The following is a 22,706-nucleotide window of genomic DNA, read 5'->3' on the forward strand; positions in this document are numbered from 1 at the left end:
CGATACTGGTGGTTCAGAGCTGTTGAATCAGTTCGTATGAATCAAGGCGGTGGCGATGGCGGCGATTCCTTCGCCTCGCCCGGTCAGTCCGAGTCCGTCAGAGGTGGTGCCCGAGACCGACACGGGTGCGCCGGCAGCAGCCGACAGCACCTGTTGGGCCTCTGCACGGCGCGTGCCGATCTTCGGTCGATTGCCGATCACCTGGACGGAGATGTTTCCGATCTCGAAACCCGCCGCGCGCACGATGCGGGCCGCCTCGGCGAGCAGCACCGAACCCGAGGCACCGGCGAATTCCGGACGATCGACCCCGAAGTGCTCACCGAGGTCGCCGAGCCCCGCGGCGGAGAACAGCGCGTCGCAGCAGGCGTGGGCGGCCACATCGGAGTCCGAGTGTCCTTCGAGTCCTCGTTCGCCCGGCCACAGCAGTCCCGCAATCCACAACTCGCGCGCGGGATCGGCGGCGAAGGCATGGACATCGACGCCGGTGCCGATGTGTGGAATGATCTGATTCATCGTGGCTCCTTCGCCGCATCCAACGCATCTGCTCTGTGGACTTCAGCTCGGTCGCGCATTCGGGCGAGCTGTTCCGCGAGGACGAGGTCGAGCGGATAGGTGATCTTCAGCGCCTCTTCGTCACCGTCGACGGCGACAACCTCAACGCCGAGGCGTTCGACGAGCCCCGCATCGTCCGTCGGCAGCACTCTGCCCTGCCGGCCTTCCCCGGCCGTCGGATCTGCCTCTGCAGTCGAGCCCGCGCCGTCGGTTGGGCAAGCGTCATCGGTCGTGACAGTGCCATCGGCCAAGCCAGCCCTTTTTGACGCGCCGACCCAGTCGGCAGCAAACTCGTCATGGGCCCGCCTGAGCACCTCGGCGCGGAACCCCTGAGGCGTCTGGACCCGTCGCAGCTCGGCCCGGTCAAGATCGCCCCACACCACTGCACGCCCGCCGGCGCCCACAGCGACGGCATGATCCGGATTGTCTGGTCGATCCGCGGTGGTTTCAGCGCCAGAATCGCCGTGGATCGACCAAACAATCCCATTGGAAGCGCGCTCCGCACCCGTGCCTGCACCTGAGCTCGGATCCGCACCGACGGTCTCGTGCGAGACGACCCTCCGCACGGTGTCGATCATCGGCAGAACCGGAACGACCGCCTCGGCGCCGGATTGCAGCGCGGCGACCACTCGGGTGAACACATCGGGCGGGGTCAGACACCTCGCCGCATCATGGATGAGAACGTATTCCGCATCTCGGTCAAGTTTCAAGGCTGTTTGCACCGAAGAATTTCGATCACCGCCACCTGCTACGGCTGTAATTGAAATTTCGCATTTCATCCGCGTGGCCACTTCGGCGATTTCTTCTTGCGCCCGCAAAAGAAACTCCTCAGGAGCAGCCACCACGATTGTGGAGGCGACTCCCGAGGATATGATCGTCTCGAGGCTGCGGGCCAGAAGGGTCCGACCGTTCACACGGACGAAGGCCTTCGGCTCGCTGCAACCCAGACGGGATCCCGACCCTGCGGCCGGGACGATGACACAGGTGCTCAGGATGCGAGCACTTCGTCCAGCAGAGCTTCTGCTTCGGACTCTTCCTTCTTCTCGGCCAGTGCGAGTTCGGAGACGAGGATCTGGCGGGCCTTCGAGAGCATGCGCTTCTCGCCGGTCGACAGGCCACGGTCCTGCTCTCGGCGCCAGAGGTCACGGACGACCTCGGCTACCTTGATGACGTCACCGGACTGCAGCTTCTCGACATTGGCCTTGTATCGACGGGACCAGTTCGCGGGCTCTTCGACGAATTCGGCACGCAGGACGTTGAAGACCTTTTCAACGCCTTCTTCACCGACGACATCTCGCACACCGACCAGATCGCAGTTCTCTGCCGGAACTTCGATCACGAGATCGCCATGGGCGACCTGGAGCTTGAGATACAGCTTCTCCTCACCTTTGATGGCACGTTTCTTGATTTCTTGGATTGTCGCTGCACCGTGATGTGGATAGACAACAGTGTCGCCGACCTGGAAACTCATATTCTCTTCAAACCCCTTTCGCGGAATACCAGTTTACCATGAGGCTCGCCACAGAAATCGTTCAGGGTAGCGAATCTTCATGCTAGGCTCCGCCTCTGCCGCGCACCGCGATGAGCCCGGCTGCCGCCTCTGCCAGCGAGTACATCGGGAGAGGGCGCATTGCCGAGAAGCTCGGCCGAGATCCTCGACCAACCACGATGCAGACCGAACTTCGCTGCCTCTTCACCGAAACTTCAACCGCGACGCGCCCGAGCGTCGCGGAACCTCGTCCACTCCGACCACCCGGTTCTACAGCGGGTCAAAAACCGGGTAGTATACAGACTGATCTTGTATTGCCACTTCAAGGAGCATAATGAAACGGCACAACCGCGCGGCTCTCGCCGTTGCCGCACTCGCTCTCGTTATCCCCGTCAGCGGATGTGCAAGCCTGCTGTCTCCCCATCAGACCGCCGAATACCACTACAACGGCGGCGATGGAGCCTCGGGAGCCGTCGGCGACGTCGAGGTCCGTGGGCTCATGCTCATCACGGATCAGGAGAGCTCCGGTCCGGCTCAGCTGTTCTTCACCCTCATCAACAAGGGTGACTCCACCGCCAAGGTGTCCATCGAGGTTGCCGACACCACGGTGAGCGAATCGATCAAGGCCGGCGACACCTTCGTCCAGGACCCGAAGAGTCCCGAGACCTCGTCCAAGGAAGTCGTCACCGTCGACAGCCTCAAGGCGAAGCCCGGCGACCTCGTCGACATCACCGTCAAGAACGGCGGCGAAGAGAAGGTCATCGAAACTCAGCTCCTCACCGACACCCTGCCGTATTACAACGAGTACGTGCCGTCGGAATCGCCGTCCGAGTCCCCGTCGGACATGCCGACCGAGGATGCAGGTTCCGCGGAAGGAACCGCGACAGCCAACGGCTGATCCGCCTTCCTCGAGCACCGGGACCCGTCCCGCGCGAGAGCACAGAAGGAGCCGCTCACAGATGTGAGCGGCTCCTTCTGCATTCACGTCCGGCCCGGGTCTCGCCGCCCCAGAAGCTCAGGCTTCTCTGATCGAAATCACCAGGCTTCGCCGATCGACGCCCTCAGGCTTCGAACTTGTACCCGAGCCCGCGCACCGTGGTGAGCAGACGCGGCTCCGACGGGTTCTCCTCGATCTTCGCACGCAGTCGCTTGACGTGGACGTCGAGCGTCTTCGTATCGCCCACGTAGTCCTCGCCCCAGATCCGGTCGATGAGCTGACCGCGGGTCATCACTCGGCCGGAGTTGCGCACGAGGATCTCGAGCAGCTCGAACTCCTTGAGCGGCATGGACTGCTCTTCACCACGCACGGACACGACGTGGCGTTCGACGTCGATGCGCACTCCCCCGGCCTCGAGCACGGACTCGTCCTCGAACTCCTCGGTCTCGACATTGCGGCGCAGCACGGCTCGCACGCGAGCCAGCAGCTCCCGTGAGGAGTACGGCTTCGTCACATAGTCATCGGCGCCGAGCTCGAGTCCCACGACCTTGTCGATCTCCGAATCCTTGGCCGTGAGCATGATGATCGGCACATTGGACTTCGCCCGCAGCTCGCGGCACACCTCGGTGCCGGAAGCACCGGGCAGCATGAGATCGAGCAGGACCAGATCGGCGCCGGTGCGGTCGAACTCCGCCAGAGCCTTGAGCCCGTCATCGGCGACCGTCACCTCGTACCCTTCCTTACCGAGCAGGTACGACAGCGGGTCCGAGAACGAATCTTCGTCCTCGACAAGCAGAATACGAGTCACGTTGTGAGCTTCCTTTGTTCGCTTTCTTCGGTCAGTTCCTTGGGTGGGTCGGCGGTCGCCCCGCCGTCTCCATTATCACCGGAGGGCGCGTCGTTGTCGCCGGCCGGGTCGTCCGCGCCGGACGCGGCGGTTCCGTGCCCGTCGTCATCCGCCGAGGCGATCCCCGTAGACTCGCCCTCTGTCGCCGAGGCGGCTCCGGTCGGTTCGTCATCATCCGCCGAGGCGGTCCCGGTCGAATCCGCGGAATGTTCGATGAGGACCCCTGCCGGGGCCGAATCGGCAGCGGAGGCTTCGGTCGCAGTTCCGGCCAACGGGAGCACGATCGTGAACGTCGAGCCCTTGTTCAGCTGACTCCACACACGCACCTCACCGCCGTGGGTGGCGACGATGTGCTTGACGATGCTCAACCCCAGTCCGGTGCCGCCGGTGATCCGGGAGCGTGCCGGGTCCACTCGGTAGAAGCGTTCGAAGACGCGCTCGGTGTCCTGGGCGGTCATCCCGATGCCCTGGTCGGTCACGGCGATCTCGATGCGCTCGTCGACGAGGTCGACTCCGACGCCGACGCGGGTGCCCTCGGGCGAGTAGTTCACGGCATTGTCGATGAGATTGCGCACCGCGTTGACAAGCAGTTCGTAGTTGCCTTCGATGAGCAGATCGCTCGGCGGGGAGACCTCGATGTGGATGTTCTTGCCTTCCGCCCCGGTCCGGGCACGGTCAGCGGCATCGTCGACCACCTCGGCGACGGAGATCTTCTCGGTCGTCGCGGGAGCGGCGTGGTCCTGGACGCGGGAGAGGTCGATGATCTCCTGCACGAGCTGGGTCAGCCTCTTCGACTCCCGCTGCATCCGCCCGCCGAAGCGTTCGACAGCGGCCGGATCGTCGGCGAAGTCGGTGACCGCCTCGGCAAGCAGTGCCATCGCACCGATCGGCGTCTTGAGCTCGTGGGAGACGTTGGCGACGAAGTCACGGCGGACGGCGTCGACGCGCTTGGATTCGGTCTGATCGTCGCAGAGGACGAGGACGAAGGAGGTGCCCAAGGGAGCGACGCGGGCGTGGAGGTAGCGGATCACGGAGTCGGAGTTCTCCCGTGTCTGCTCGAGGTCGATCTCTTCGATGAGACCGCGCGCGCGGACGCGGCCGACGACCCGCAGCATCTCGGGCGATGCCAGCGAATGCCCCCTGACCAGGCCGAACGTGTATGCGGCCGGCGACGCCTTGACGACGTCGTCACCGGCGTCGATGACGATCGCGGCCGAGGGCAGGACGGCCAGCACTTCGGCGATGCCTTCGGGCAGGTCGTCCTCGGAATGCAGATCGGCAGCATCGCGGGAGCGTTCGCTGAATCGGAACGCAAGAATTCCCGCTATACCCAGGCCCAGGCCGACGACGCCGGTCAGGACCGCCACGACTAAGAGATCCACAGCCTCAAGCTTAGGCGCTGTCCATCGTCCCGGCGCACCGAATTCACTTCTGCTGGAAGTATTTGCCGAGGAATTCACCTTCCCGTCTGGAGTCGTTCACTCGATCGTGCGATGCTGACGTCTGTGTGCCTGCGCTCCCTGCCGTTCCTGCCTTCTGCTTTCCCCCGCTGAGGGTGCGGACCGGAAGCGCCGGCACCCCTCATGACACCATGCACCACCGACAGTCAGTTCCGATTGTCACAATCGAGAGTTAAGGAACCGCAGTTCATGCGCGAAGTCTTCAGAAACGAATTGGACGATCTGGCCACCCAGCTGGTCGGCATGTCCACCAAGGTCCTCGACGCCATCCGCCTGGCCAATCAGTCGCTGCATTCGAATGATCTCGAGCTGGCCGAGCAGGTCATCGAGGCCGACTCCGTCATCGACAATATGCAGTTCACCCTCGATCAGCAGGCCGCCGAGATGCTCGCCCTGCAAGCTCCGGTGGCCGCAGATCTGCGTGCCGTCATCGGTTCGCTGCGGATGTCGGCATCGCTCGAGCGCATGGGCGACCTCGCCCGTCACATCGCCCAGCAGGTGCGCATCCGCTATCCCGAGTCCGCAATCCCCGAGGGCTTCGAATCGACGTTCGCGCGGATGGGCGAGTCCGGTGAGAGGATCGCCGAGGCGACGCAGAGCCTGCTCTCGAATCCCGGCCTGTCCGATGTGCCCACGATCAACGCCATCGACGAGGAGCTCGACGAGCTTCACCTGAGCGTGTTCGGGAAGCTCAGCGAAGCCCCGGCCGGTTCGCTGGCTCCCCGTCATATCGCCGATGTCACCCTGCTCTCGCGCTACTACGAGCGCTTCGGTGATCACGCCGTGTCCGTGTCGCAGAAGGTCGAGTACCTGCTCACCGGAAACTGGGAACCCTACCTGTCGAAGAAGTAGGAACCCGGCTCGAAGAAGCACGAATCGAGCGAAGCGCCCCGACACTGTCGGGGCGCTTCGCGCATTCTGCGCCAGCGGTTCACTGACGCGACCGAAGCCTCAGCTGGAGGCGGGCACCTCTTCCGGCGCCTGACTGACGACGACCTTTCGGCGTCGTCTGGGCCCGTTCCTGATGCCGCGGACCAGAGTCTTGAGCACTCCCGTCGTCACGGCAACACCGAGGAGCAGCAGAACTCCGCCGATGAGTTCGGCGATGCTCGGGCGGTCTCCGAGCACGATCCAGGCGGAGAGCACTCCGACCGGCGGGACGAGCAGGGAGAACGGCGCGACCTGCGAGGCCGGGAAGCGAGCGAGCAGCGAGTTCCAGATGACATAGCCGACCAGCGACGCCAGTCCGGCGGTGTAGACGACCGAGGCCACGACACCCCAGGTCGGGTGCGTGAGTGCATGGGCCACCTCGGCGGGACCGTCGATGAGCATCGACAGTGCGACCATCGGAATCGGGACGACGAGAGCCGACCACACGGTCATCTGCACTCCGTTCGTGCCGGGTTTCACGCCGCGGGCGATGACGTTGCCCGTCGCCCAGGACAGGGCGGCGCCGACCGCGACGAGGAAGGCGATGATCGGCACGTTCGCCTGCAGGCTCAGACCGATGACAGCCAGGCCGACGAGGCCGATGAGGACGCCGATGATCTGGCGGCGACTCGGGATCTCGTGCAGCACGAGGGCCGCGACGATGACAGTGAACGCGGCTTGGATCTGGATGACGATCGAGGTCAGGCCGGCGGGCAGGCCGAGCGCCATGGAGGTGTAGAGAAGGCCGAACTGGCCGGCCGACATGAAGGTGCCGATGAGGAGTATGCGGCCGAAGGAGCCACGGGGGAAGCGGACGAAGAAGATCGCGGGCACCACGACGAAGGTGAATCGGGCGGCGACGAGGAGCAGCGGCGGCCAGTCGCGCAGACCGAGGTCGATGAAGATGAAGTTGACTCCCCAGAGAACGACGACGAGGAGGGCGAGCATGTAGTGGACCGAGCGCATAACTCCAGCATTCCAGCCCCGTCGTCAAATTTCCATTGAAAGTCCGTCCACTGTTTCATTAAGATAATTTGATGATCGATACCGTTGCCCTGCGCACCCTCGTCGCCCTCGATTCGCTCGGTTCGGTCACGGCGACGGCCGAGTCTCTGGGATATACGCCGGCGGCGGTGAGCCATCAGCTGCAGAAGCTCTCGCGCTATCTCGGCGCACCGGTGACTGAGCGGACGGGCCGCGGCATTGCGCTGACACCGGTGGGCCGGGAGCTCAGCCGACGCGGGGCCGGGCTGCTGGAGGAGCTGGAGAGTCTGGAAACCGCGGCCCGAGCGCAGTCGGGTGAGCCGCGGGGACGGATCACGGTCGGCGGGTTCTCGACGGGGATCCGCGGACTGCTCGTACCCGCGCTGCCGCGATTGGCCGCCTCGGCGCCGGAGCTGACGGTGTCGAACTTCGAGGAGGAGCCGGACGAGCTCATCGAGATGGTCACGGCCGGCAGGATCGATGCCTCGCTCGTCTTCGGTTGGGATTCGTCCTCGCTGCACCTGCCCGCGACGCTGATCTCGGAGACGATCACCGTGGATCGGGCCGATATCGTCATGCATCGGGATCATCATCTGGCCGCCTGCACCGAGGTGATCCGCAGCGATCTGCTCGGCGAGATGTTCGTATCGGCGCCGCGCAATGCCGTGTGCCATCGATGGCTGACGGCGCTGTTCGAGGAGCTGGGCAGCAAGCCGCAGATCGACTACTGGGCCATCGAGTACGACACGCAGATCGAGTTCGTCCGAGCTGTCGGGGCGTTGGCGCTCGTGCCGCGGTTGGGCAGGCCGCACCTGCCGGCCGATGTCGTGGCGGTGCCGCTCGATGATCCGAGCATTGCCCGCACGATCTCACTGGTGTGGAGGAAATCGATGTCGGCCTCCCCCGCGATCGCCTTTCTGCTCGAAGAGATGAAGGCGATCGCCGGGAAGGCCGACTCGATCGATGCATGAGTGGGGCCGGGGTTCGGCATCCGAGTGTCGTCTCGGCGCCCGAGCCCGAACGGATCCCGCCCCGTCTGCGGTGGGGCCGGGGGTCAGCGCCCCTGGTTGGCGACCTGGCCGATGGCGGCCGCTGCCGCTTCGGCATCGAGGTAGGTTCCGCCGGGGGTGACCGGGGTGAAGTCCTCGGTGAGCTCGTAGTGCAGCGGAATGCCGGTGGGGATATTCAGCCCGGTGATATCGGCATCGGAAATCCCATCGAGGTGCTTGACCAGCGCACGCAGCGAGTTGCCGTGGGCGGCCACGAGCACGGTCTTGCCGACGGTGAGTTCGGGCACGAGGGTGTCGTACCAGTAGGGCAGCAGGCGATCGATGACGTCGGCGAGGCATTCGGTGCGGGGCAGCGCATCGCCGAGGTTGGCGTAGCGGGCTTCACCGGCCTGAGAGAATTCCGAGCTGTCGGCCAGGGCCGGCGGCGGAGTATCGAAGGAGCGGCGCCAGGTCATGAACTGCTCTTCGCCGAACTCGTCGCGGATCTCCTTCTTGTTCTTGCCCTGCAGTGCGCCGTAGTGGCGTTCGTTGAGGCGCCAGCTGCGGTGGACGTCGAGCCAGGACAGATCCGCTGCCTCGAGTGCGATGTTCGCGGTCAGAATCGCACGCTTGAGCCGCGAGGTGTAGACGACATCGGGGATGAGGTCTTTCTCGCGCAGCAGCTCGCCGGCGCGCTTGCCTTCGGCACGGCCTTTGTCGGTGAGGGTCACGTCGACCCATCCGGTGAACAGATTCTTCTGGTTCCATTCGCTTTCGCCGTGGCGCAGCAGGATGAGGTTATACGTCATGGCTCCATTTTGACACGACCGTTCAGTCTCGGTCGCCGACGACCGTCATCACCGCCGGTCTCCTCCGGAGGTGGCCCGCCAACACCCAGCCGCTCCTCCTCGCCGATCGGGTCTCAATTTCTGGGCGTGTGTCTCGAATGACAAAATCGTCGGAGTAGCCTGGACCCATGTCACAAACGCCAGCACATCAGGCTTCCGGAGGCACAGCCGCTCCCGCTGCCGATCGCAGTTCGATCATCGCCGTCACGGCTCTGCCGGTCCTCGTCGTCATTGCGGGAGTGCTCGGGTTCCTGCTGCCCAATGCCTTCACACCTCTGGCGCCGTCGATCACCTGGGCGCTCGGCGTGGTCATGTTCTTCATGGGCCTGACCCTGACGCTGCCCGACTTCGCCCGCATCGCGAAGCGGCCGTGGATTGCGGTGCTCGGAGTCGTCACTCAGTTCGTGGCGATGCCGCTGCTCGGCCTCCTCGTCGTGACCGTGTACTCGCTTCCGACCGAGATCGCCGTCGGCGTCATCCTCGTCGGCTGCGCGCCCGGCGGCACTGCGTCGAATGTCGTCACCTATCTGGCCAAGGGCGACACAGCACTGTCGGTGTCGATCACGACCCTGTCGACGCTGCTCGCTCCGGTGCTCACCCCGCTGCTGACTCTGTGGCTGGCCGGTTCGTACATGGACGTGCCGTTCTGGTCGATGTTCGTCTCGATCTGCCAGACGGTGCTCGTGCCGGTCATCGTCGGCGTCCTCGTCCGCGTGTTCGCGTCGAAGTTCGTCGACAAGATCTCGCCGGTGCTGCCGTGGCTGGCCTCGATCGCCATCGCCTATATCGTCTCGATCGTCGTAGCCGGATCCGCGAGTTCGATCGCCACTGCCGGTGTGCTCGTTCTGCTGGCCGTCGTCACGCACAATCTGCTCGGGCTCGGTGTCGGCTACGGTGTGGCCGCGGCCTGCCGTCTCGACACCCCGACCCGTCGCGCACTGTCGTTCGAGGTCGGACTCCAGAACTCCGGTCTGGCATCGACCCTGGCCACCACGTACTTCTCACCGCTGGCAGCACTGCCCGGAGCCGTCTTCAGCGTGTGGCACAACGTCTCCGGCGCCGTGCTGGCCTCGCTCTTCGCGCGTCGTCCCTACGGCAAGCCGCCGGTCGATGCGTCCAACCGTGAGCCGGCCACTGCCGGAGCGACCTCCGCTGGGATCGCGGGCTGATGACCACCGAGGCAGCCCCGGGCGAGGGCGAATCGGGTCAGGGCGAATCGGGCCGAGGCTTCGACGGGTTCTCCCGTCAGACCCTGGACCTGGCGGGCCGGACGTTCGTCATCCGCCGCGCGACCGAGGCCGATGTGTCGGCCATTGTTGCGCTCCTGCGTGACGACGTGCTCGGGGCCGCCCGTGAGGCCGAGGTCGAAGTGGTCGACCGTGCGGGCGCTGTCGCAGCCGGCGCCGCACCTGCCATCCCCGACGCCGAGGATGCGGCCCCCTATTCTCGTGCGTTCGCGCTCATCGACGCCGATCCCAATCAGCTCCTCGTCGCCATCACCGAAGCAGCAGGACAGGCTGACACGCCAGGCCGGGCCGAGTCAGCCGAACAGGCCGAGTCAGCCGAGCAGTCCCCATCAGCAGACCAGACTCACGACGGCTCGACCGTCGTCGGGACCCTGCAGCTGAGTCTGCTGCCCAGCCTGTCTCGCCGCGGCACGCTCCGCCTGCAGATCGAGGCGGTGCGAGTCGGCCCCTCGGCTCAGGGCATCGGGCTCGGCACGGCGGTCTTCGAATGGGCTCACGAGTGCGGACGTCGCTTCGGCGCCGGACTCGTTCAGCTCACCACCGATAAGTCGCGCACCGGTGCTCAGCGTTTCTATGACCGACTCGGCTATGTCGCCAGCCACGAGGGAATGAAGCTGCCCCTCGACTGAGACCGGCGCGCCCTCACATCCACTTCACTCCGTCGACCTCGAATTCGCGGATCCGGTGGGCGATCATCTCGGTCAGCAGCTCAGTCGGAATCTCGCCGTCATAGGGCAGTTTGATCGAGCCCTTACCGGTGTCGAAGTCCTGCAGACGGTCGGCGAAGACGTCTTTCGTGCTGGGAGTGAAGACGACGTTCGCGTGCTTCTTGTACCCGGCGAACACGAACAGGATCGAGCCGAGGGCATAGGCGGGGCTGCCCCATTTGAGGCTCTCCTCGGCTCGCGGTGCAGCGGCACGACTGAGCTCGCGCAGCCGGGTGAGGAAAGCTCGGTGTCGCTCGTCGTCGAATGAGTCGATGTATTCGTCGACGCTCGCCGGCTTGGAGGTGGACGCACTCATGAGCGCGAGCCGTCACTCGCACGATCGGCCGACACCGCCGGGGGTTCGGAATCGGCGTCACCGAAGGTGCCGAGGAATTCGTTGTCATCCCCGCTGAGCACCTTCTCGAAGGCCGCGAGGTTGCGCGTCGACTCGCCCCGGCCGACCCTCCAGGCCCACTCTTTCTTCATTCCGGTGAGGAACCCGATCTGGAGGAGTTCATTGAATGAGGAGTCCGCCGTGGCGAGCATCGCCCCGAGAAGTCCGTCGAGGTCATCGAGCAGGTGCTCTCGGGGCACGCTCGCGCGCAGATAGACATCGCCGAGGCTGTCGATCGCAAATGCCACCGGCCCGGGTTTGAGGTTCTTCAGCAGCAGCCACCGATTGAATGCGGCCGAGTTCTCGTCTGGATGACGGATGACGAACGCCTGCAGATGGGCGGTGCGAGCGAAGACGCTGATCGCCACGTTCGTCTTGAGCTTCTTCTCCCCCGGCAGGGTGACGACGATCTCCGCATCCTCGATCGAATCGACAGGAACGTCGTTGCTCTCGGCCCAGGTGCGCACTCCGGACAGGATCGCCTCGGTGTCGGTGCTCATGGTCTCACGTCTTTCGCTCGGCTCTCGTGCTCACCGCCGACTCTAGTCGTTCAGCACGCTCCCAGCGCTTCCGAGCGCCGCGCAGATGCGCGGGAGATGTCCGGCACAGCGTCGAGGACGGCTGCGACGGTGTGGCCCCAGTCGAAGCGTTCGGCACGGTCGACGGCATGGCCGGCGAGTTCGGCTCGCAGCTGCGTGTCAGTGAGCAGCGTTTCGATCGCCGTCGCCCAGTGGTGCGGGTTGTGATCGGCGATGAGCAGTCCCGAATGTCCGTGTTCGACGATCTCCGGGAGTCCTCCCACCGCCGAGGCGATCGCCGGCAGACCGGAGGCGGCCGCTTCGGCGGCCACGAGTCCGAATGATTCGCTGCGGGAGGGGACGATGAGCAGGTCAGCGGCCCGGTAGTAGTCGACGAGGATGTGGGAGGGAACGGGCGGGCGGACCTCGACGCTGGGTTCGCTCGCGATCGCCGCGGTCAGCTCCCGCAGATACGTCGAGGACGGTCGGACCGCTCCCCCGCCTGCTTCGACGCCTGCCCCCGAGGCGGCTCCGAGGAGGATACCGCGGGTTCGCGAGGCCAGGTGCGGGTTGCGTTCCCGCAGTTCGGCCAGGGCGTCGACGGCGACGTCCGTGCCTTTGATGAACTGCATACGCCCGACGTAGAGGACGATCGCCTCGTCCGAGTCGAATCCCAGACGCTTGCGCGCGTCCGACTGTGAGTCCGGTGCGTAGAGCGCGTGATCGACACCCGGTCGGGCGACGACGACCGAGTCGGGGTCGGTGTGGAGTTCCGACACGAGATCGCGACGTTCGGCGGGTGTAGCGGCGACGAGCAGGTCGGCCTCGGCGGCGATGCGCTCTTCGGCTTCGAGTCGTTGGGGTCGTTCGTGACTGGTGTCGGAATCGCGGTTCTTCACGGCCCCGATCGTGTGCATGCTCACCGCGATCGGAGCCTGCGCCGCACGGTCCTGCCCGGCCCCGGCAACGGCGTCGGCACCGCTGTCTCCGGATTCGGTGCTGCTGTCTCCGGATTCGGCGGCGTTGTCGACGGCGTTGTCACGGGCGCGCAGGGCCGCCTCGGCGGAGATCCAATAGTGGCTCCAGATGAGATCGGCGGAGCGGAAGTCGGGGTGGGCATTGAGCAGGTCGGCGAGTTCGTCGATCGCGTCGGCGAGTTCGTCCTTCGTCGCGGCGCCGACCGGCAGGTGATGGAGGGTGATGGATTCGGTGATCTCCAGCCTCGCACTCTGACCCTCTGAGGGGCCCGCGCCGCGTCCCCGACCAGCGCCGGCTCCGTCGACAGCGACTTCTGCACTGCCTCCCGTGCCGTCGAGTCCGCCGGGGTCGGCGGTGAACACGTCGACTCGGTGTCCGGCGGCGGCGAGCGCGCGCACGGATTGGTCGACGTAGACGTTCATTCCTCCGGCGTCGCCCTGGCCGGGTTGGGCGACGGGCGAGGTGTGGAGGGAGAGGACGGAGATGCGCACGGAGACAGTCTAGCCAACGACCTCTGTCGGGTGACCAGCCGAAGCCAGCGCTGAACCGAATCCAGAACCTCACCGAAGGACGTGACTAACCGAAGCCGGTGCCTGATGGAAGCCGGTGCCCAACCGAAGCCGGCGCCTGGTCGAAGCCGGTGCCTAACCGAAGAACTCGCCGAGGATGCGCCGTACGTCATGACGGCCGCGCCACAGGATCGATCCGGCAGGGAGCACCTCGAGGCGGGAATTCGGAATCGCACGGTGGATGGCTTCGGCGACGGGGACCGGATGTGCTGGGTCGTCTTCGTGGGTGAGCACGAGGACATCGCCCGGGAAGGAGCGCAGGTTCCGGGCTGCCTCTTCGGTATCCGCGACAGCGATTTCGAGGGCGAGTCCGAGTCCGTCGGACATGTCCGTGTGGACGAGGTTCTCGGCCTTCGCCTTGGTCCAAGCACGCGCGGGAAGCATCTGGGCCACCTCGGCGGGTTCGCGGGAGAGCATGAGTTCGACGATGCCGTCGATGTTCTCATCGGCGACGAGGCGGCGCAGTCTCTCCAGGTGGGAGCGGTTGGCGGCGGCCACCTCGGCGGGGAACCCGGTGAAGGAGGCGGGGAGGACGAGGGCGATCTTGTCGAGGCCGCGGGTCACGGGGTGGGCGATGCTCAGCAGGTGGAGGAGTCCTCCGGCGGACATCGAGACGCCCAGCGCTCGGCTCGCCGAGGTGGTGCTCACGGCGTCGGCGAGCACCTCGGCGATCTGCGGGTAGGTCCAGCCGGGGCCGGGTGAGGGGCGGCCGCCGTGGCCGGGCAGGTGGAGGAAGTGGCGGGTGCCGGTGATGCCGGTGCCGAAGGGGCGGGTGTCGCGGATCGCGCCGGCGAATCCGTGGCCGAAGAGGGTGTGCGGCTCGCCGCTTCCGAACGTGGCGATGAAGCCGGATTCGGGGCCCGGCAGGTTGAGGTCGGTGCTCATAGGGTGAGTCTAGTCAGCGTGTGCTGGGCGCTTGCCGATCGGGTCCGCGAATGCAGTTACGGCGTCAAGTCGGTCAGCGGTTGCGGTATCGCGGGTCGACGGCGCGGACCTTCGGGCGCACATCGGTGAGGTAGACGATGCCGGCGACGAGGGCGATGATGTTGAGGAAGATCATGCTCATGCCCATCGGAGGCAGTGCGATGAGGGCGAGCGCGAGTCCGACGCCGAGGAGGATGACCCAGAACATCTTGCTCTGTTTGTCCACGGCACGGTAGTTCTCGTCCTTGAAGCGGAGGCAGTCGATGAACGCCCAGAGCTGGACGACGAATGCGGCCACCGTCAGGGCAAGAAAGACGAGACGCTGAAAGCCCGCGATGTATTCCATGGTCCCAGCCTAGCAATCTCGGGCTTTCGGGGCAGTTCCGGGCGGGAGATCCTCGGCAATTGCCCACCCGCATCCCACGGCTTTCACAGTGGGTGCCTGCCGTCCCTGCTCAGAGGATCCCGGTGGTGCGGATGAGCGCGCACACGCCCATGCCGATGACGACGGCGAGCAGCATCGGCACGCGCAGAATCGAGGCGAGAACGCCGGCGCCGACGCCGATGAGGCGGGCCGGATCGGCGATGTCAGTGCCGTCGAAGACCGCGGTCGTGGCGAAGACGGCGCCGATGAGCACGACCGTGGCCCGGTCCATCCACATCGTCACGCGCTCGGTCGAGTCGGCCGAATCACCGGCCCCCGCCGAGGCGGCTGTGCCCTGCCCCGCGACCCCTGCAGGGGCGGTTGTGCCCTGTCCGTCCACGCCTGCGGAGGCGTCGGCCCCCACAGAGGAGTCAGGCCCTGCCGAGGCGGTCGCCGGGGTCCGCCGGCGCCCCTTCGTGGCGATGGCCGCTCCCACCTTCACACCGGCGAAGCGCATGAGATAGGTTCCGAGGCTCAGCCCGGCAAGGGCGATGAGGAAGCTGACGGCGCTCATCGGCGGCTCTCCTCTCGGGTTGAGTGCTGCGAGTGGGCGGCATCGTGCGGGTCTGCGCTGTTGTCGCCTGCGCGGCGGCGACGGATGAACCAGCGCACACCCCAGCCGGCGGCGACGAAGACGAAGACGGACAGCGAGGTCACTGCTCCCAGCCCGAGCGGCAGCAGCGGGGTCAGGCCCACGGCGATGAGGATGCCGATGACGGTCAGCGAGAGTGTGACCCGGTTCTTCAGGTCCCCGCGGATGAGGCAGAAGAGGATGATCGGGAAGGCCGCATCGAGTCCGAGCAGGTCCGCGTTGATGACATTGCCCAGCCACTGCCCGACCATGGCACCGCCGGGCCACATGATGGCGATTGCGGCGCCCATGAGCAGGAACGCATGCCATTTCGCCCGGTCGTTGTGCCCGAGGCGCGAGATCGCGGTGGATTCGTCGTTGATCCAGTGGGAGGCGATGAGAGCTCGCCAGTCCTGTGGGAAGAAAGGGCCGACTGCGACGCCGAAGGCGAAGTTCCGGGAATTGACGAGGAGACCCGCCAGCACCGCGAGGATCGGGGCACCGCCGGCGGCGATGACGCCGACGAAGGTGAATTCGGCGGCGCCGCCGAGAGCGAACATCGCCAGCAGCAGAGTCTGCCACCAGGCGAATCCGGAGACCGCGGAGATCGCCCCGTACGACAGCGCGACTGCGATGATCGTGACGGTGACGATGGCGACCGCACGATAGGTCGAGCCGGGGAGCACCCGATCAGCCGTGCGAAATAATGAACCCATGTTCTATACAGTGCACCCTCGGCCATCGTTCGTCAACCCGAACGGCCTAACCGCTATAGTGAACCCATGACTTCTCGAAGCAACGACGATTCGCTGAATGACGCTCAGGGCAGCTCCGACCCCGAGTCCGCTCCCAGCGCCACCGATTCCGACGCCACAGCGCCCGGCCCGTCGCTCTCACCGAGTCAGCAGATCGCGGCGGCGCTGAAACGAGAACGACTGCGCGCCGGACTCTCCCTCTCCGAGGTCGCCAGGCGCGCCGGCATCGGCAAGTCGACGATGTCCGGGCTTGAGACGGGAAGCGGAAATCCGAGCCTGGAGACGATGTGGGCTCTGGCCGCTGCGCTCGACATCCCCCTTGCGCGCCTGCTCGACCCGCCCCCGCACGAGGTCGCCTTCCAACACGTCGGCGATATGCCCAGCCTGCCCTCGACCACCGCGAACTATGTGGCCACCCTGCTCTCGCCGTCGCCGACGAATGCCCGACGCGACGTCTACTTCATCCAGGCCGAACCGGGTGAACCCAGGGAGTCTCAGCCGCACCCGCAGGGCACGATCGAACATGTCATCCTCGGCCGCGGGGCCGCACGCATCGAAGTGCTCGGCAAGTCCTACGAATTGGGCGTCGGCGACTACCTCACCCATCCGGGCGATCAGCCTCACCGGTTCACGGCTCTGGAGCCGGGCACGAACGCCGTCTTCGTCGTCGAAAGCAGCTGACCGCCTCGACGGCTATTCGACAGCCGGTCCGTCTTCCTCATCGGCGTTCACGGCCAGCGGTGGAAGCCGGGACTGGGCCTCCTCACGAGTGAGTCCCGCGGCCTGCAGCAGGTCGACGGCGACAGTCCGCAGGAGCAGGACCATCGACTCGTCGTGGATGTCCCAATCGGGCTTCGCTCGCGGATCCAGAGCCCCCGCCGCTTCGGACAGGGCCGCCTCGGCGAGGGAACGGTCGGTGCCGCGGCGCAGAGCGATCTCGAGCTTCTTCGCACCGTCGGCCAAGGATCCGACGTAGTCGGCGATGACGGGTTTGGCGACGCCGAGCTCGGTGATGCCGACGACGCGGCGGGCGATGACTCGCATGGTCCGCATCGCGCGGTCGGAGAAGGTGTGGGCACGTGACAGGCGGGTGACTTCGGCCGCATGCCGGCGGGCACGTGCGTTGATCTTCGCGGCTTCACGAGAGATCCGCAGGGATGAACCCCAGGAGTCGATGATGTCCTGGGTTTCGCGAGCACGCTCGAGGGCTCGTCCTGCCATCGTCACATCGGCTTCGCGCAGGGCTCGTTTCATCATCCTGAGGACTGCGTCGACCTCCTCGAGCATGTCCGCGGCCAGGCGACGCGGAGCCTTTCGAGCGTCGCGCGGGATCAGCAGTGCCAGGAGGATGGCGCAGACGGATCCGGTGAGAGCGTCGAGGGTTCGCGGGAACGGCATGGTGGTGGCGCTGGCAGGGACTACGACGACGTAGACGGATTGGACGGCGATCTGGGTGATGAAGATGCCGCCGGAGTTCAGTATCGTGCCGATCGTCAGGCCGATGATCAGAGTCAGGGCGAGCTGCCAGATGCCGGAGCCGTAGAAGTTGACGAGTATCTCGCCCACGAGCACCCCGAACGTCGCTCCGATGCCGATCTCGAGGGCGCGGCGCAGGCGACGGTCGACGACGGGGCCGATGCCGACGGCGGAGGCGACCGCGGCAAGGAACGGATACGGGTGGCCGAGCACATAGACGCAGAAAGCGTAGGCGGCGGTCGCGGCGATGGGGATCTGGATCAGCTGACCGGAGTTCACCCACACACGCTTGAGCCCTAAGCGCAGGCGGTGGGCGACGACGTTGAACCCCCGCCGAGGCAGTTCGCTGACCCGATTGTCCGCCATCAGTCCCCTCTGCCGTTCGCCGGTGCTGTACTCAGAATACCGGAAATGTGGCATGCTAAAGTCTGTCCGCCGAGGAGGCTATTGAATGACAACGAATCTCACCCGAAGCGAAGCGCAGAGCCGAACACAGCTGCTCGAGGTCGATTCCTACTCAGTCCATATCGACGTCAGCAACGCCGAAACCGATGCCGACACGTACCTGTCTCGCACTGTCGTCGACTTCTCCGCCCGCTTCGTCGATTCGACATTCATCGACCTCATCGCCGACTCCGTGACCTCAGTTCTGATCAATGGTGAGAGTCTCTCCCCCGCCGAGGTCTTCGACGGCGCCCGAGTCACGTTCCCCGTCCGCGCCGGCCGCAATTCCCTGACGATCGAGGCGCAGGCCCGCTATTCCACCTCGGGCGAGGGTCTGCACCGGTTCACTGATCCGGCCGACGGCAAAACCTACCTCTATACACAGTACGAACCCACCGACGCCCGTCGCGTCTTTGCGAATTTCGACCAGCCCGACCTCAAGGCCGAGTTCATCTTCACGGTCACCGCTCCCGCACATTTCCAGGTTCTGTCGAACCGGGCCGAGGCGCGGACGGAACCGGCCGATGGTGCGGCGGGGGCCGCCTCGGCGGGATTCGAGCCTGCGAACGGATCTGCCTCGGCGGCCGCGGTCACCCATTACTTCGAACCGACGCTCAAGCAGTCGAGCTACATCACCTGCATCACCGCGGGCCCCTACGAGGGGGCGACGGACGAGTGGACGGATCCGCGCACCGGGCAGACCGTGCAACTGGGCGCCTGGACGCGCGCGAGCCTCGTCGACCACCTCGACGCGGAGGACATCTTCGGCGTTACGAAGGCGGGCCTCGACTTCTTCACCTCCGAATTCGACTACCCCTATCCATGGGGAAAGTACGATCAGATCTTCGTTCCCGAGTACAACCTCGGCGCGATGGAGAACCCCGGTCTGGTGACGTTCACGGACAATCTGATCTTCCGGGACAAGGTCACGGACGCGAACTACGAGTCCCGTGCCAATGTCATCCTGCACGAGATGGCGCATATGTGGTTCGGCGATCTCGTCACGATGAAGTGGTGGGATGACCTGTGGCTCAAGGAATCCTTCGCCGATTTCATGGGCGGGCTCGCGCTTGCCGAGGCGACGCGGTTCACCGATGGGTGGGTGACCTTCGCGTTGCGCCGCAAGGCGTGGGCGTACACGCAGGACCTGTATCCGACGACGCACCCTATCGTCGCCGACATCCCCGATGTCGAGGCCGCGAAGCTCAACTTCGATGGCATCACCTATGCCAAGGGCGCATCCGTGCTCAAGCAGCTCGTCGCGTTCGTCGGCCGGGAGGCTTTCTTCGCCGGTTCGCGGCTGTATTTCAGACGGTTCGAATACGGCAATACCGAGTTGGCTGATTTCCTCGAATGCCTCGCCGAGGCGGCTCCCGACCGGGACATCGCGAACTGGGCGGCCGCGTGGCTGGGGACGTCCGGAGTCTCGGAGCTGTCCCTGCAGCTCACGACGGCAGACGGTTCGTCTGGGTCCCCGGATGGGTCGGCAGGGTCCGCGGACGGGTCAGCTGGGTACTCGGCCGGATCCGCGGTCGGGTCGGCCGTGTTCTCCCAGGGTGGGGCCGGGACCGGGGCCGAAGGAGGTTCTGCCGGTACCGATGCCGCCGCGCAGAGCGCGGGACGCGGGAAGCTCGTGGCTTCGAGCTCGGGCGCAAGGCTGCGCAGCCCGGATGCGGTCGGCGACGATTTCGACGGGGCTGCCGGGGACGCTCACGAGGCAGGGCCCGGGTCGAGCGGCAGGACAGAACCGCCTCGGCGACGGTCCGGTTCGGAGAAGGTCACGGGTGCCACGATCACTCAGTCCGATTCGGCCGAGGGCACAGCCCTGCTGCGGCCGCACACGATCGAGATCGCCACGCTCGGGCGGTCGGGGCGGGCGATCGTTCCCCTCGATTCCTTCCGTTTCGAGTTCTCGACCGAGTCGGCCGACGTCGAGCAGCTGATCGGTCGCAGCGCCGGCGTGATCACTCTGCTCAATTACAACGACCTGGACTATGCGCGGGTGCGCCTCGATCCGGAGTCGACGGAGGCGGCGGTCACCTCGGCGTCGCGGATCACGGATCCGCTGTCACGGGCCCTGGTGTGGTCGGCCTTGGACAATGCGGTGCGCGATGGGCTCATGCCGGTGCAGAAGTACCTCACCGCCTATGCCCGCAGCCTGGGCAAGGAGAGTCATGCCGGGATCATGGCGGGGCTCAGCCAGACCGCTCTGACCTGCATCGATCAGTGGGTGGCGGACCGGAATTTCGATGCCGCGATCATGGGGCTTCTGGGAGCGGCGTTGGATGCGTTGGCGGCGGCGAAAGCAGGGTCGGATGCGCAGCTGCATCTGGCCAACCTCGTATTGGCGCTGACGTCGCGGACGGCCCGCTGCGCCGCCGGCAGTTCCGCGGTGGCTATGGGGCGTGGGTTCGCCAGCCAGATCCTGACGGTGCCGGTCGGTGAGGAGATCGACCGGATGTATGCCGGAGCTCCCGGGCAGGCCGGTTCGGCTGATCGGGCTGGTTCGGCTGGGCAGGCCGGTTCGATGAGCCAGTCGGCCGAAGCTTCCGGTGGTGCCCGCACGGGTCGCGGCGCCGAGCATTCGACTGCGACGCTGCCGTTCCGGGGTCTCATCAATGATCATGCGCTGCGATGGAATGCGCTGACGGCGCTCGTCTGCCTCGGGTGGGCGGATCAGACGGATATCGCGCGGGAGAATCATTCGGATCCCAGCTCTTCGGGTCGACTTCACGCCGAGACGGCCAGTGCCGCACTGCCTCTGCCGATCGTCAAGATCCGTGCCTGGGAGGCGATCAGCGAGGCGGGAGCGCTGAGCAATGATGTTCTGTCGGCGATCATCGCCGGGTTCATCGCGCCGAGCGCGATGCCGCTCATCGAGGAGTATGTCGATGAGTACTTCGATGGTCTGCTCGGGTTCTGGACGGACAATTCGATTGAGATCGCTCGCCGCCTGGTGCTCGGCCTCTATCCCCGGTGGTCCGTCGACGAGGAGGCTGTGGTCGAGAAGACCGACGCATGGTTGGCCGCCAACGACGATGCACCTGCGGCTCTGCGCCGGCTGGTCATCGAACGTCGGGATGATCTGGCCCGTGCCATCTTCCTGAAATCGACTCAGAGCTCGCGGCACTGACCGGCGGTCGCCTCGGAGAAACCATACGGCGGTCGCCTCGGTGGGCGAGTTTCGATGAAATCGGGTCGCCGGTCATTCCGGTCGACTCTGCTCGATAGCCGCCTCGGCGGGCACCTCTCCCCAGGCCAGGCCCCTCCCCTCCCCTGGCCAGGTCTCTCAGCAATCGCCATGCTCAGCAGACCTGGCGATGCTCCCCAGCTAGAGCCGTGCTCAGCAACCTTGGCGATGTTCCCAGCTAGGCCCTACTGAAATCATTGATGGCCGGTGCCCTCCTCAGGGCACCGGCCATCAGTGTGTCGGCTGGTCACTCGACTGAACTGGTCAGGTCCTGGTTGGAACCGGGACCATCTGACTCGATCCAGATCAGAGGATGCGGCGGGCTCCGGAGAATTCGTTTCCGGTGTCCCACTTCTTCCAGTCGGTGATGTAGACGTCTTTCGACGCGTTCGGCGAGTGGATCATCTTGCCGTCGCCGACGTACATTCCGACGTGATGGACTGTTCCCGAGCTGGTCGAGAAGAACAGCAGGTCTCCGGGCTTGAGGTTCGACGAGGAGACAGCCTTGCCCGCCTTCGCCTGTTCTCCCGAGTCGCGAGGCAGATCGATGCCGTGGGCTTTGTAGATGGAGTAGGTGAATCCGGAGCAGTCGAATCCGTAGGCGGAGACTCCGGCCCACAGGTAGCGCAGGCCCTCGAACTGCTTCGCGGTCTTCACGAGGTCTTTGCCGCTGGGCTTCTCGGGTTTGTCGCCGACGTCGTAGACATCCACGTCATCGATGTCGATCCAGGCGGCTCCACCTCCGGGGAGAGCGACGCGGACATCATCGACGTCCTGGGCGATGAGCGGCAGGTCGACGTTGAAGCTGACGTCGGCACCAGTGTCCTTGGTGAATTCGATGCCTTCGAGTTCGCTCTTGGGCTTCGTGACCACTGCGCGGGGCTGGTCTTCGGCGAGCTTTCCGAAGCGGTCGTTTTCGACCAGCTGCTTCTTGGGCAGCCAACCCGGGTAGCCCTTCTTGTTCTTCGGGGTCTTCTGGTCGGTCACGGCGACCTTGGCCCAGCTGCCCTTGGTTTCGAGGACGGAGACTTCCGAACCGTAGGTTGCCTGTGTCTCGGTTTTTCCAGTCAGGCCCCGGCGCACATCGGTGGATTCGAGGTTCTTGTTCCACTTCTTGAGGTCGACGGGGTGCTGGAGCGCGGGCTTGTCGACCTTGCGAGGGGCCTTCGGGTCGGTCCACAGTGTCGCGACCGTGACATCGACGTAGGCGGTCTCGCCCTTTTCGATCTTGCCGTCGGTGATTCGTTCGAGTTCTTGGCCGGGCACGACATCAGCGGAGATGCCGGACGTTTTTGCGGCGTCAGTCGACGACAGATTGCTCGACAGTGCGGGAGCACCGGCGCCGAAAACCAGTCCGACCCCAAGTGCTGCCGAAACAGCAATTTTGGTACGCATTATTTCTCTTTCGGTCTGCAGGCCGGGGCCCGCGTGGGGGAAGTCTCCGAAGGTGCGCGAGCGCATTCGGCGTACAGC

The 22,706-nt window shown here is 65.5% G+C and carries 23 protein-coding genes; 7 read left to right on the forward strand and 16 right to left on the reverse strand.

Annotated features, from left to right (window positions below):
• Positions 1–27: 27 nt before the first annotated feature.
• Genes ispF through AC239G_RS15365 form a run of 3 tightly spaced genes read right to left on the reverse strand, consistent with a single transcriptional unit; the run spans position 28 to position 2,023 of the window.
• Positions 28–513, reverse strand: coding sequence for a 2-C-methyl-D-erythritol 2,4-cyclodiphosphate synthase (gene ispF, locus AC239G_RS15355; protein WP_487489216.1), 486 nt, complete (start codon positions 511–513; stop codon positions 28–30).
• Positions 510–1,547, reverse strand: a complete 1,038-nt coding sequence (locus AC239G_RS15360; protein WP_487490119.1) for an IspD/TarI family cytidylyltransferase — start codon at positions 1,545–1,547, stop codon at positions 510–512. The genes ispF and AC239G_RS15360 overlap by 4 nt, the downstream gene beginning before the upstream one ends.
• Positions 1,541–2,023, reverse strand: a complete 483-nt coding sequence (locus tag AC239G_RS15365; protein WP_025779034.1) for a CarD family transcriptional regulator — start codon at positions 2,021–2,023, stop codon at positions 1,541–1,543. The genes AC239G_RS15360 and AC239G_RS15365 overlap by 7 nt, the downstream gene beginning before the upstream one ends.
• 352 nt (positions 2,024–2,375) lie before the next feature.
• Here AC239G_RS15365 and AC239G_RS15370 point away from each other — a divergent pair, with 352 nt between their 5' ends.
• On the forward strand, positions 2,376–2,939 hold the full coding sequence (locus tag AC239G_RS15370) for a hypothetical protein (RefSeq protein WP_139468124.1): 564 nt from the start codon (positions 2,376–2,378) through the stop codon (positions 2,937–2,939).
• Positions 2,940–3,102: 163 nt separating this feature from the next.
• Here AC239G_RS15370 and AC239G_RS15375 read toward each other — a convergent pair whose 3' ends face one another.
• Together AC239G_RS15375 and AC239G_RS15380 are read right to left on the reverse strand one after the other, a co-directional pair.
• Positions 3,103–3,786, reverse strand: coding sequence for a response regulator transcription factor (locus AC239G_RS15375; protein WP_039208435.1), 684 nt, complete (start codon positions 3,784–3,786; stop codon positions 3,103–3,105).
• The gene (locus tag AC239G_RS15380) at positions 3,783–5,207 is read right to left on the reverse strand and encodes a sensor histidine kinase (RefSeq protein WP_482400753.1); all 1,425 of its coding nucleotides are present in this window, start codon (positions 5,205–5,207) and stop codon (positions 3,783–3,785) included. Before AC239G_RS15380 ends, AC239G_RS15375 begins: the two co-directional genes overlap by 4 nt.
• A 267-nt stretch (positions 5,208–5,474) precedes the next feature.
• Between AC239G_RS15380 and phoU the strand changes: the two genes are divergently transcribed.
• Positions 5,475–6,137 carry a phosphate signaling complex protein PhoU gene (phoU, locus tag AC239G_RS15385; protein WP_487489217.1) on the forward strand — a complete coding sequence of 221 codons (663 nt, stop codon included), beginning with the start codon at positions 5,475–5,477 and terminating at the stop codon, positions 6,135–6,137.
• Positions 6,138–6,236: 99 nt separating this feature from the next.
• Here phoU and AC239G_RS15390 read toward each other — a convergent pair whose 3' ends face one another.
• Positions 6,237–7,181, reverse strand: coding sequence for an EamA family transporter (locus tag AC239G_RS15390; RefSeq protein ID WP_487489218.1), 945 nt, complete (start codon positions 7,179–7,181; stop codon positions 6,237–6,239).
• Positions 7,182–7,252: 71 nt separating this feature from the next.
• Between AC239G_RS15390 and AC239G_RS15395 the strand changes: the two genes are divergently transcribed.
• Complete coding sequence (locus tag AC239G_RS15395) at positions 7,253–8,170, forward strand: LysR family transcriptional regulator (protein ID WP_487489219.1); 918 nt, start codon at positions 7,253–7,255, stop codon at positions 8,168–8,170.
• A gap of 83 nt (positions 8,171–8,253) precedes the next feature.
• Here the strand turns inward: AC239G_RS15395 and AC239G_RS15400 are convergent, their stop codons facing one another.
• Positions 8,254–8,997 carry a phosphoglyceromutase gene (locus AC239G_RS15400; protein WP_139468119.1) on the reverse strand — a complete coding sequence of 248 codons (744 nt, stop codon included), beginning with the start codon at positions 8,995–8,997 and terminating at the stop codon, positions 8,254–8,256.
• Positions 8,998–9,164: 167 nt separating this feature from the next.
• Here AC239G_RS15400 and AC239G_RS15405 point away from each other — a divergent pair, with 167 nt between their 5' ends.
• Positions 9,165–10,205 (forward strand): bile acid:sodium symporter family protein, encoded by a 1,041-nt coding sequence (locus AC239G_RS15405; protein ID WP_446656859.1) that lies wholly within the window; start codon positions 9,165–9,167, stop codon positions 10,203–10,205.
• Positions 10,205–10,912 (forward strand): GNAT family N-acetyltransferase, encoded by a 708-nt coding sequence (locus tag AC239G_RS15410; protein ID WP_487489220.1) that lies wholly within the window; start codon positions 10,205–10,207, stop codon positions 10,910–10,912. The genes AC239G_RS15405 and AC239G_RS15410 overlap by 1 nt, the downstream gene beginning before the upstream one ends.
• 13 nt (positions 10,913–10,925) lie before the next feature.
• Here AC239G_RS15410 and AC239G_RS15415 read toward each other — a convergent pair whose 3' ends face one another.
• The 7 genes from AC239G_RS15415 to AC239G_RS15445 all read right to left on the reverse strand — a co-directional run bounded on the left by AC239G_RS15415 (position 10,926) and on the right by AC239G_RS15445 (position 16,084).
• The gene (locus AC239G_RS15415) at positions 10,926–11,306 is read right to left on the reverse strand and encodes an iron chaperone (RefSeq protein WP_259357390.1); all 381 of its coding nucleotides are present in this window, start codon (positions 11,304–11,306) and stop codon (positions 10,926–10,928) included.
• A complete protein-coding gene (locus AC239G_RS15420) occupies positions 11,303–11,884 on the reverse strand; it encodes a YbjN domain-containing protein (RefSeq protein WP_259357389.1) in 582 nt (193 codons plus the stop codon). Before AC239G_RS15420 ends, AC239G_RS15415 begins: the two co-directional genes overlap by 4 nt.
• A gap of 50 nt (positions 11,885–11,934) precedes the next feature.
• Entirely contained in the window at positions 11,935–13,371 is a 1,437-nt protein-coding gene (locus AC239G_RS15425; RefSeq protein WP_487489221.1) for a glycosyltransferase, read from the reverse strand.
• A gap of 153 nt (positions 13,372–13,524) precedes the next feature.
• Entirely contained in the window at positions 13,525–14,334 is an 810-nt protein-coding gene (locus tag AC239G_RS15430; RefSeq protein ID WP_139468115.1) for an alpha/beta fold hydrolase, read from the reverse strand.
• Between the two features lie 73 nt (positions 14,335–14,407).
• A complete protein-coding gene (locus AC239G_RS15435; RefSeq protein ID WP_487489222.1) occupies positions 14,408–14,719 on the reverse strand; it encodes a DUF2516 family protein in 312 nt (103 codons plus the stop codon).
• A gap of 109 nt (positions 14,720–14,828) precedes the next feature.
• Complete coding sequence (locus AC239G_RS15440) at positions 14,829–15,311, reverse strand: AzlD domain-containing protein (protein WP_139468114.1); 483 nt, start codon at positions 15,309–15,311, stop codon at positions 14,829–14,831.
• Positions 15,308–16,084, reverse strand: a complete 777-nt coding sequence (locus AC239G_RS15445) for an AzlC family ABC transporter permease (protein WP_139468113.1) — start codon at positions 16,082–16,084, stop codon at positions 15,308–15,310. The genes AC239G_RS15440 and AC239G_RS15445 overlap by 4 nt, the downstream gene beginning before the upstream one ends.
• 66 nt (positions 16,085–16,150) lie before the next feature.
• Between AC239G_RS15445 and AC239G_RS15450 the strand changes: the two genes are divergently transcribed.
• Positions 16,151–16,804 (forward strand): helix-turn-helix domain-containing protein, encoded by a 654-nt coding sequence (locus tag AC239G_RS15450; RefSeq protein ID WP_139468112.1) that lies wholly within the window; start codon positions 16,151–16,153, stop codon positions 16,802–16,804.
• 12 nt (positions 16,805–16,816) lie between these two features.
• Here the strand turns inward: AC239G_RS15450 and AC239G_RS15455 are convergent, their stop codons facing one another.
• Positions 16,817–17,965, reverse strand: a complete 1,149-nt coding sequence (locus AC239G_RS15455) for an FUSC family protein (RefSeq protein WP_139468111.1) — start codon at positions 17,963–17,965, stop codon at positions 16,817–16,819.
• 85 nt (positions 17,966–18,050) lie between these two features.
• On the opposite strand from AC239G_RS15455, the gene pepN reads away from it, so the two are divergent.
• Positions 18,051–21,176 (forward strand): aminopeptidase N, encoded by a 3,126-nt coding sequence (pepN, locus tag AC239G_RS15460; protein WP_139468110.1) that lies wholly within the window; start codon positions 18,051–18,053, stop codon positions 21,174–21,176.
• A gap of 363 nt (positions 21,177–21,539) precedes the next feature.
• Here the strand turns inward: pepN and AC239G_RS15465 are convergent, their stop codons facing one another.
• Positions 21,540–22,628 (reverse strand): C40 family peptidase, encoded by a 1,089-nt coding sequence (locus tag AC239G_RS15465; protein ID WP_139468109.1) that lies wholly within the window; start codon positions 22,626–22,628, stop codon positions 21,540–21,542.
• Positions 22,629–22,706: the final 78 nt, after the last annotated feature.

The sequence above is a fragment of the Brevibacterium sp. Lmc1 genome, from assembly GCF_057654315.1.

Bases quoted from the DNA above. Each gene is read 5' to 3' on its own strand.
- AC239G_RS15410 (WP_487489220.1), top strand. From the start codon at position 10,205: ATGACCACCGAGGCAGCCCCGGGCGAGGGCGAATCGGGTCAGGGCGAA.
- AC239G_RS15405 (WP_446656859.1), top strand. From the start codon at position 9,165: ATGTCACAAACGCCAGCACATCAGGCTTCCGGAGGCACAGCCGCTCCC.
- AC239G_RS15430 (WP_139468115.1), bottom strand. From the start codon at position 14,334: ATGAGCACCGACCTCAACCTGCCGGGCCCCGAATCCGGCTTCATCGCC.
- AC239G_RS15420 (WP_259357389.1), bottom strand. From the start codon at position 11,884: ATGAGCACCGACACCGAGGCGATCCTGTCCGGAGTGCGCACCTGGGCC.
- AC239G_RS15445 (WP_139468113.1), bottom strand. From the start codon at position 16,084: ATGGGTTCATTATTTCGCACGGCTGATCGGGTGCTCCCCGGCTCGACC.
- AC239G_RS15440 (WP_139468114.1), bottom strand. From the start codon at position 15,311: ATGAGCGCCGTCAGCTTCCTCATCGCCCTTGCCGGGCTGAGCCTCGGA.
- pepN (WP_139468110.1), top strand. From the start codon at position 18,051: ATGACAACGAATCTCACCCGAAGCGAAGCGCAGAGCCGAACACAGCTG.
- AC239G_RS15455 (WP_139468111.1), bottom strand. From the start codon at position 17,965: ATGGCGGACAATCGGGTCAGCGAACTGCCTCGGCGGGGGTTCAACGTC.
- AC239G_RS15435 (WP_487489222.1), bottom strand. From the start codon at position 14,719: ATGGAATACATCGCGGGCTTTCAGCGTCTCGTCTTTCTTGCCCTGACG.
- ispF (WP_487489216.1), bottom strand. From the start codon at position 513: ATGAATCAGATCATTCCACACATCGGCACCGGCGTCGATGTCCATGCC.
- AC239G_RS15390 (WP_487489218.1), bottom strand. From the start codon at position 7,181: ATGCGCTCGGTCCACTACATGCTCGCCCTCCTCGTCGTCGTTCTCTGG.
- phoU (WP_487489217.1), top strand. From the start codon at position 5,475: ATGCGCGAAGTCTTCAGAAACGAATTGGACGATCTGGCCACCCAGCTG.
- AC239G_RS15450 (WP_139468112.1), top strand. From the start codon at position 16,151: ATGACTTCTCGAAGCAACGACGATTCGCTGAATGACGCTCAGGGCAGC.
- AC239G_RS15400 (WP_139468119.1), bottom strand. From the start codon at position 8,997: ATGACGTATAACCTCATCCTGCTGCGCCACGGCGAAAGCGAATGGAAC.
- AC239G_RS15415 (WP_259357390.1), bottom strand. From the start codon at position 11,306: ATGAGTGCGTCCACCTCCAAGCCGGCGAGCGTCGACGAATACATCGAC.
- AC239G_RS15370 (WP_139468124.1), top strand. From the start codon at position 2,376: ATGAAACGGCACAACCGCGCGGCTCTCGCCGTTGCCGCACTCGCTCTC.
- AC239G_RS15395 (WP_487489219.1), top strand. From the start codon at position 7,253: ATGATCGATACCGTTGCCCTGCGCACCCTCGTCGCCCTCGATTCGCTC.
- AC239G_RS15365 (WP_025779034.1), bottom strand. From the start codon at position 2,023: ATGAGTTTCCAGGTCGGCGACACTGTTGTCTATCCACATCACGGTGCA.
- AC239G_RS15465 (WP_139468109.1), bottom strand. From the start codon at position 22,628: ATGCGTACCAAAATTGCTGTTTCGGCAGCACTTGGGGTCGGACTGGTT.